1 protein-coding gene and 1 pseudogene are annotated in these 772 nt (G+C 63.0%); both read right to left on the bottom strand.

Translation table 11 applies throughout. The features are described 5' to 3' along the window. Positions 1-198, bottom strand: a pseudogene (locus ACMUOY_RS20315) (TetR/AcrR family transcriptional regulator); the annotation flags it as partial. A gap of 182 nt (positions 199-380) precedes the next feature. Then, positions 381-772 (bottom strand): nucleoid occlusion factor SlmA (gene slmA, locus ACMUOY_RS20310; RefSeq protein WP_413894534.1); only part of this gene is annotated, 392 nt, incomplete at its 5' end.

Raw genomic sequence — 772 nt, 5'->3', positions numbered from 1 at the left:
CATCCCCGTGACCTCGGCCAGCGCGCCGATGCTCAAGCCCTCCAGCCCGATCTGCGTGGCCAGGCTCAGTGCGGCGTCGACGATGGCCGCCTTGGTCTGCTGACCCTTGAGCAGCGCACGGCCCTCCCGGCCGCCGTCGCGGACGACGTCCTTGCTGCGCGGCGCGGCGGCTTTGCTGACGGGTTGGGTAACGGACATGGATTCCAAACAAAATAAAACGAACGATCGTGCTATTTTGCAGGAATTCTGGAATCCCGCCACCCCGCAGGGGTGTTCTAGAGACTGAAATCTAGTTGGTGTCGGGGTAAACCCTTGTCGTCCAGGACAACGGGGAGCCCTCTGGCTCGAGGAGCGGCCGAAACCTAGAGGAATGACGGGCGCTAAGCGATGAACAGCATTCGGGACAAACAAGCGTCAAGCTTGTCGGTCGGCACGCGCCGAAATCCCGAACGCGTGAAACGCTGCAACTGCCCCACCGCCTGCACCTGGGCATCCAGGCCCGGTGTGCTGGAGCCCTCGCCAAGGGCACCGTCGCGCAAAGACTGGCGCAAGACCGACTCGATCTTGTCGAAAAACAGGTTCATGCGCTGCTGCAGCCGCTCGTTCTCGAACACCAGGGCATCGCCCACCATGACACGGGCCATGCCGGGATTCTTCTCGCCGAACTGAAGCAGCATCGCCACGATGCGGGCCACCTGCTGGCGGCCATCGCCCGCGCCCGTGGTCGTGGTCGTGATCTGGCTGATCAGCGAGAACACCGATTGTTCGATGA

The organism is Candidatus Skiveiella danica (genome assembly GCF_022705245.1).
Taxonomy (GTDB): Bacteria; Pseudomonadota; Gammaproteobacteria; order Burkholderiales; family Burkholderiaceae_C; genus Skiveiella; species Skiveiella danica.
This window is presented reverse-complemented; position numbering and strand designations above follow the sequence as displayed.